The 8,408-nt window shown below is 59.6% G+C and carries 3 protein-coding genes; all 3 read left to right on the forward strand.

All coding sequences use genetic code 11. The annotated features are described in order from the left end of the window. Window positions 1-1,028, forward strand: a 1,028-nt coding sequence (locus HQL63_15035; GenBank protein ID MBF0178139.1) for an arginine--tRNA ligase, incomplete at its 5' end; no start/stop codon positions are given. Between the two features lie 317 nt (window positions 1,029-1,345). Then, the gene (locus HQL63_15040; protein MBF0178140.1) at window positions 1,346-2,647 is read left to right on the forward strand and encodes an SPOR domain-containing protein; all 1,302 of its coding nucleotides are present in this window, start codon (window positions 1,346-1,348) and stop codon (window positions 2,645-2,647) included. Window positions 2,648-3,238: 591 nt separating this feature from the next. Next, window positions 3,239-8,408, forward strand: a 5,170-nt coding sequence (locus HQL63_15045) for a DUF4347 domain-containing protein (protein ID MBF0178141.1), incomplete at its 3' end; no start/stop codon positions are given.

The following is an 8,408-nucleotide window of genomic DNA, read 5'->3' on the forward strand; positions in this document are numbered from 1 at the left end:
ATGACCCCCCCGGGGAGATGATCGCTTTGGCTATCGTCACAGTCCTGGATTGGATTCGTCTTGATTTGGCATCCCTCTCCATCCGCTTCGATACCTGGTTTTCGGAACGCTCTCTGCACACCCAGGGCATGATTCCTGGAATCATTGGGCGTTTAGCAGAGAAAGATTTGATCTATCAGGGGATATTGGAACCTCCCAAGGGAAAGCTGCCCGAAGAGCGGGAAGCCAGGCCGCAGCATCTGTTTCGTTCCACCCGCTTCGGTGATGAGGTCGATCGCCCGCTACAAAAATCGGATGGCAGCTATACCTACTTTGCTGCTGATATCGCCTACCATGCCGACAAGGCCGGACGCGGTTTTGACCAGTTGATCGATGTGTGGGGGGCCGACCATGGCGGGTATGTCAAACGGGTCCAGGCGGCCTTGGAGGCTTTGACTGGTCGCAAGGGTCTTCTGGATGTGCAGTTGGTGCAGATGGTCAATCTGACCCGGGGTGGCAAACCAGTGCGCATGTCCAAACGTGCGGGCACCTTCGTTACGCTGCGGGAAGTGGTGGATGAGGTGGGGTCCGATGCCGTGCGGTTCTGGTTTTTGACCCGTTCCAGCAATGCCCGCCTTGATTTTGACCTGGATCTGGCCGTGACCCGAAGCAACGACAACCCGGTTTTCTACGTCCAGTATGCCCACGCCCGGGTCTGTTCCCTTTTCCGTCAATTGGCAGAGAAGGGACTCTCCTCCCGCGAGTGTGATCTGCAACGGTTGGAATTACCGGCTGAAATGGATTTGCTGCGCTTGATGAGCCATTTTCCCGAGTTGATCGAAGGGGCGGCACTGGCCCACGAGCCACACCGGTTGGCCTACTATTTGTTGGATCTGGCTGCTCTCTTTCACAATTATTATAACGCGGTGCGTATCTTGGAAGCGGAGGATGGCCAACGAGGCGCTCGCCTCCAACTGGTTGCGGCTGTTCGTCAGGTCATCGCCAATGGATTGGGTCTGTTGGGGGTCTCGGCACCAGAAAAAATGTAATATTTGCGGTAACTATTCACCACCCAACCACGAATCGGGGTCCAGGGGGCTGGCTCCCTGGCAGGTCCAGGACAGAGTCCTGGTGGGGTTCGGGGCGAAGCCCTGACAAAGGCTTTCATATCCAGGCTTTTTTTGAAAGGGTGCTGAATAGTTACTATTTGCGTTGGCAGGGCGCCAAAGGGTGGTGCCATCAGGGGAGAGACGGTAACCGTTGGGGGAAGATTTCAAGAGGCGAAAATTCGGTCCGTATTTTGCTAAACAAGAGAGCAATTCGGTCCGGTTTTGATCTGACGCTTTTTTCCCACAGGCTCAAGAGCATGGCCCCACGTTATCCCACATCTCCGCACTATCGGCGCCACCGTCCACAGGGACAACTCTCCCCGGCGGCTGCCGGAGTGGTCGGTGTTTTGGCGGTTGGGGGTGTTCTCTACAGTCTGAGTTCTGACGGTCGTAGCGCCGAGAGGATTCAGGGCGGTAGTGCCCAGGTTACCGCAGCGGAAATGGATGCTCCCGCTGTTGTGGCGCCGTCGGTTGTTGGCTTGCCGAAAGATGCCAAAGGACAGGGAGTGCCTGGCAAAAAGGGTGTGGTCACGCTCCCCTTGGCCGGTGGTGGTCATGGCCTGTTGCCGGGCAACTCTCCTGGGCAGGGGAATGTTCTTCCGCACACGGCGCTGAACACTTCCGGAAACTCGACCAACTCCGCTGCCTTTCCGACTCAGGCAACGGGGCCGTTTGGCTCCGTCAAGGAGTTTATCAAGGGGGCCATACAGGCCTCGCGGGAGAGGGGGGAAGCGCACGCGGCCAAAGAGTCTGCACGGAAATCCCACGAGAAAGAGTCGGAGGTTGAGGATGATGTGGACCAACCCGAGGCCCAACCTCCCGAAGATAAGCTGGTTCTGACATTTTACAGTGATCTGAAAAAACAGACTGTGGTGCTGCCTAACTTTCCAGAAGGCGCCCCTTCCCCCCGTTTTCCACATACCCCTGCTGCGCCGTTCGGAACGCCTCATTCGGTTTTGGGCTCACCCCCCGCTCAAGCTGTGGCATATATCCAGGCGTCTCGTTCCACGCCTTGGCAACAACCTTTAGGTTCCCTGGCCAAGAGTGGCGCACAGCAGAGTGTCGTTACCCGGGCCGGGCAGGGGAGTTCAATCTCCTGGTCAAACAGCGAAATTCCGACCATGCATGTTGCCCAAGCCTCTGTTGGGCCAGTCGATGATGCGCCGCGGGTGGCAGAGGTTCGCCCGGGTTCCGTGCCTGCGACCGGGGCGCTTCGGACACCAGCCGCTACACCTATTCCAGTGGTCGCTGGTGTTGCAGGTTCACCCCCGCGTGTGGGAAACCCATCATCCCCGGAACGGTCGATGGTCTCCGGTCAACCCTCCAAACATGCCCGGGCTGCCCGCATGGATGATGGTTCTTTCATGGTTCCCCTGGGAGATTATCCTGACTTTACCCGCGCAGCCCGGATGACCAACCGTCTCCAGGCAAAAGGGGTTCCGGCCCAGGTCGTGCGCCTGACGGGTAACGTGGATTCCATGTTTCGTGTTGGAATTGGTCCATTCCCCTCGGAAGGTGATGCCGAACGGGCCGCCCAACAGTGGCAGCACTCTCTCTGATTCCATCCTGATCACCACCTGGTAACGCATCGGGATCCAGGAATCTGGCCTCCCTGGCAGGGCCTCGGACGATGTTCTGCGCGTTTCGCATCCTTGCTGGATGCCCGTTTGAACAGGCCTGTTGCACAGGTCTGCCTACCTTTTGAGCAGGCCTGTTGCACAGGTCTGCCCACCACCTTCGTTCACTTCCCTTTTCTAAAAAACTCACTGAGAATGTCGGTGTCATCCCGCTTTTGTCGAGATGCACCTTTGCGTCTTCCCGGGAATGCTTCTGTATGTAAAAATATTTTTTCAGTAAATTTTATTTGTCTTTTAGTTTAACTGTATGAGTTTAAAGTTTAAATGTGAATTGATAGACGCAAGTCAAAGATGTTTTCCTGAAACACGGGTCATGAGTGGTGGAAAATTTCTATATCATGTTGTATTTTTGTTTAAAATTAACTTTGCATGCGATTTGCATTCACCCTTGAGGAACAGGCAGCCACAACCATGCGCAAAACAACCACTCAATCGCCAGTGGGATCTCCGGATAACCAAAAAAGTGTTGTCAGGCGGCGCATGCAACCAAGACGTTCGGTAGGGGAGTGGGCCATGAATCTTCTGAACAACATCCAAGAATGGAATGAGCTGGAAAGCCAGGAGAACATGGAACGTCAAGCACCCAAAACAGAAAAAACCAGGTCGACTGCCTTGCCTGAGGGAATGTTGGATACGGGCGGCCTGATGTTGGCTCTGGAATCGCGACTGATGTACGACGGCTCGGGCCTATTGTCGGCGTTGGTATCGGGTGATCATGACGCCCCCCAACAGGATTTGCACCAAGATCCCAGCCCCGTGGCTGACCATTGTCCCGGGATAGGTTCGGCGGAGGCCATGGGGAGCGATCCGGCTATCCGAGAGGTGGTGTTCGTGGATGCAGCCGTTCCGGACGCAACCTTTTTTGTGGGGAAGTTTGCCGCCCATACAGAGGTGGTGATTCTTGATCCAGACCAGAATGCTGTCGAGCAGATCACCAGGGAGTTGTCCAACCACAACAATCTGAGTGCCATTCATCTGATTGCGCATGGCAGTCCCGGTCAGATCGATTTGACCGGATCGCCTCTCTCCATGACAACCCTGAATGACTATGCCCCGGAGTTGTCACATTGGTCAGCGGCCATGGCCCCCGGGGCCGATTTCATGATCTACGGTTGCGATGTGGGGGCTACGCCACAAGGTCAGGCATTGCTGCAAGATTTGGCCACTCTGACCGGGACGGATGTGGCGGCCTCTACAGACCTGACAGGGCCGGTGGCCAAAGGTGGTGACTGGAATTTGGAGAGCAGTTGTGGCTCCATCGAAACCACCTCCCTGGGAGAGAGGGGGAGCATCGACGCCTACGGGTATGTGTTGGCACCACCCAGTGTGACCGGGGCAGGGAATTTGCCGGTGTTGGAGGGGGCCGGTCCATCCGCTTTGACCCCCGCCTTGCTGGTGACCGACCCGGATAGCGCCCAGTTGGCCAGCGCCCAGGTCGTCATCACAGGCAGTTACGTGAATGGGGAGGATGTTCTTGCCTTTATCGATACGGGCAACATAACAGGGAACTGGAATCCGGCGACCGGTACCCTGACCTTGACGGGTAACGATACGGTTGCGGCCTACCAGGCTGCCCTGCGGAGCGTGACGTACCAAAACCTGGGAGGCGACAGCCCGACCGGTGGTGTCCGCACTATCGCGGTGACGGTCAATGACGGCGGGGTGAACAGCGCTCCGAACCCGGGTTCGATTACCGTAACGCCGGTCAACGACCCGTCCGCCGTGACCGCCGGCGCCAACTGGACCTATACGGAGAGTGATCCGGCCACGGTCGTTGATCCCGGTCTGACAGTGACCGATCTGGACAACACCACCCTGACCGGGGCAACAGTGAGCATCACGGCCAATTATCGCAACGGCAAGGATGTTCTCTCCTTTACGCCGGTGGGTGCCATCACGGGGGTCTGGAATGCGGCTACGGGCACCCTGACCCTCTCCGGGGCCGATACCGTGGCCAACTACCAGACGGCCCTGCGTTCCGTCACATATCAGAATACCAGTGACGATCCCAACCTGGCAGCCGGTACGGCGACACTCTCCCGGACCATCAGCTTTCGGGCGAATGACGGGAGTGGGTTGAGTGCGGCATCGACCGCGACCGTGGTGGTGCAGCCGGCCAATGATGCACCAGTCTTGACGGTCACCAACCCCTACCTCGCCAGTATCACCCGGGCTGTGACAGTCGATCCGGTGGCTAATACCGGAGTCACGGTTGGTTCTTTTCTCGCGGGTACCGTCGCGGATGCCGATGCGACCGGGGTTTTGACCGGGATTGCCATCCACCAGAAGAACAATGGCCGCGGACCGGGATGGGAGTACTCCGTGGATGGGGGAGCAACCTGGGCGACGTTCGGGGTCGTGAACAATAGCAACGCCTTGCTGTTGCGCAGCACGGATCTTGTTCGCTATGTCTCGGATGGTACGGATGACGACAGCGCCACGTTCGATTTCTATGCCTGGGATCAGACTGCCGGAACTGCCGGAACGAAGGTGAGTGCGACGACGCGGGGTGGTGAGACCGGGTTCAGTCCTCTGGACAGCCAGGCGACCATCCAGGTCAATGCAGCGCCGACGGTTGTGCCCATCGCGCCCGTCATGCCGACCATCACGGAGGACCAGACAGCCACCGGTGGCCGGACCGTCTCCAGCATCGTCGGTGCCTCCATCAGTGATATCGATGGCGGCGCTGTGGAGGGCATTGCCGTCTACGCAGCGGCCACGGATACCGGAAGATGGCAATATTCGACCAATGGGGGTGGCTCCTGGTCCAACATGGGGGCAGTCTCCCCGACCCAGGCAAGGTTGTTGCGGTCGAACGACCTGGTCCGTTTTGTTCCGGACGCCAAAAACCCCCCCAACCTCCCCTCCGCGCAAGCCCAATTCAGCTACTATGCCTGGGATCGGACGTTGTACACCCAAGGCGCGTTGGCCAATGTGACGGTTCGGGGCAACGCCACGCCCTTCAGCCTCGTTGGCGACACGGCCACACAAGCAGTCACAGCCATCAACGATGCACCAACCCTGACGGCCATTGCGCCAAGCCTGCCGGCAATCACCCATGGTGACACGACCAATACGGGAACCGATATGGCCACGTTGGTGGGGGCTTCCATTGCGGATGTGGACCTGACGCCAGCCCCGGTGCAAGGGGTTGCCGTGACAGCGGTGGCCAACGCGGGGGGTGGGGGGTTTTGGGAATACTCCCTGGATGGAGGGACTACCTGGAGTGCCGTGGGCGCCGTCTCCAATGCGGCATCGTTGTTGTTGCGCGCCACGGATCGCATACGCTACCAGCCAGATACATTGCCGGGTACCGGTCAGGCCAGCATCACCTACCGGGCCTGGGATCAGACCGGCGCCACGGCAGGCGCGGAAGGGTCAAAGGTCAATACGACAGCCAATGGCGGGACGACGCCGTTCAGCGTGGCTACGGATAGTGCAGACATCCAGATCAACTATGCCCCGGTTCTGACACCGTACAATCCCGCCTTGACCACCATCACCGAAGACCAGACAGCCAGTGCGGGCAACACAGTTACTTCCCTCATCGGGGCGTCCATCACCGATCAGGATGCCGGGGCCGCCAAAGGGATCGCTCTGTATGCCACTACCGGCAACAACGGCACATGGCAATACAATACCGGTGGCGGTTGGATCAACGTAGGCGCCGTGGCCGGGAACAATGCCCTGCTGCTGCGGAGCACGGATCAGATCCGTTTTGTGCCGGATGCCATGAATCCGCCTACCGTAGCTGCCACCGTAAGTTACTACGCTTGGGACCAGGCCCTCCATGTCGCCGGCGCCAAGGTCAATGCCACGACCCGGGGTGGCGCCACGCCATTCAGTCTCGCCGGGGATACGGCTTCCCTGACCGTCACCGCCGTCAACGATGCGCCGGTTCTGGCTCCCATCGCGCCGACGCTGACCACCATCAACGAAAACGCTACTGCCAACGCCGGGCAGCTGGTCTCTTCCATCCTGGGCGCTTCGGTTTCCGACGTGGACTACGGTGCTGTGGAGGGGATCGCCATCACCGGTCTGAACTCCGGCAATGGCACATGGCAATACAACACCGGTACCGGTTGGACAGATGTTGGAGCGGTCTCGGCCACTTCGGCCTTGCTTCTGCGGAGTACGGACAGTGTTCGTTTTGTTCCGGACGGCCAAAATGCCACTACAGGCACCTTGACCTACCGCGCCTGGGATCAATCGTCCGGGGCGGCGGGCAGCAAGGTCGATGCCTCGACGATCACTGGTGGCGTCACGGCCTTCAGCGCATCGACCGATACGGCCACCATCACGGTCACCGCTGTCAACGATGCGCCGGTTCTGGTCGCCATCGCCCCCACCTTGAACGCCATCACCGAGGATGCCACGGCCAACGCCGGCCAGACCGTGGCCACGATCCTGGGCGCTTCGGTGACGGATATTGACACCGGAGCCGTAAGTGGCATCGCCATCACCGCTCTGGCCTCGGGGAGTGGCACTTGGCAATACAATACCGGTGCCGGTTGGAACAATGTAGGTGTGGTTTCCAACGCATCGTCCTTGTTGTTGCGGAGCACGGACAGCATCCGCTTTGTGCCGAATGCCGAAAATGCCGATGTCGCCACCTTCACCTATCGCGCCTGGGACCGGACATCCGGAGCGACCGGGACCAAGGTAAACACGGGTGTCAATGGTGGCACGACCGCCTTCAGCTCCGTCACGGATACGGCCTCCATCACCGTCACCTCTCTCAATGATGCCCCGGTCTTGACCGCCACATCGCCATCCCTGATCGCCTTGACGGAAGATGCCATGGCCAACGCCGGACAAAGCGTAGCCAGCTTCCTGGGTATGTCCGTCACCGATGTGGATAACGGGGCCGTCAGTGGGATCGCCATTACCTCCCTGAACTCCGGCAACGGCACCTGGCAGTACGATGTCGGCTCCGGCTGGACCAACATTGGTGTGGTCTCCGCGACCTCCGCTTTGCTGTTGCGCAGTACGGACACCATCCGCTTCGTTCCAGACGGCGGCAATGCCACCACCGGCACCCTGACCTATCGTGCCTGGGATCAAACGTCTGGGGTGGCAGGGAACAAGGTGGACGCATCCACCACGGGCGGCACCTCGGCTTTCAGTGTGGCGACCGATACGGCGACCGTACTGGTCGGCTCGCTCAACGATGCGCCAGTTTTGACGCCCATGGCACCGGCTTTGAACGCCATCGACGAGGATGCCACCGCCCCTGCCGGGCAGACCGTGGCCAGCTTCCTGGGCGCTTCGGTGACCGATACCGATACCGGCGCCGTGCAAGGCGTGGCCATCACCTCGTTGGTCTCCGGCCAGGGCACATGGCAATACAATATCGGCGCCGGCTGGGTCAATGTCGGGGTTGTCTCGGCGACCTCGTCCCTGCTCCTGCGCAGCACCGACAGCGTGCGCTTTATCCCGGATGGCGAGAATGCCGACAGTGTAAGCCTGACCTATCGCGCCTGGGATCGGACTTCCGGCGCGGCGGGCAGCAAGGTGGATGCTTCGACCACCACGGGGGGAACCTCGGCTTTCAGCACGGCGACCGATACCGCCACCCTTGCGGTAACCGCCGTCAATGATGCGCCGGTCCTGGCCGCCGCTGCCCCGACTCTGACCAGCGTGACGGAGGATGATACGGCCCATGCCGGGCAGACCGTGGCCA

This window comes from Magnetococcales bacterium (assembly GCA_015231175.1).
In the GTDB taxonomy this organism is placed as follows: Bacteria; Pseudomonadota; Magnetococcia; order Magnetococcales; family DC0425bin3; genus HA3dbin3.

What these genes read in the sequence shown, in the direction of transcription:
- HQL63_15040 (MBF0178140.1), top strand. Translation starts at nt 1,346, where the DNA reads ATGGCCCCACGTTATCCCACATCTCCGCACTATCGGCGCCACCGTCCA.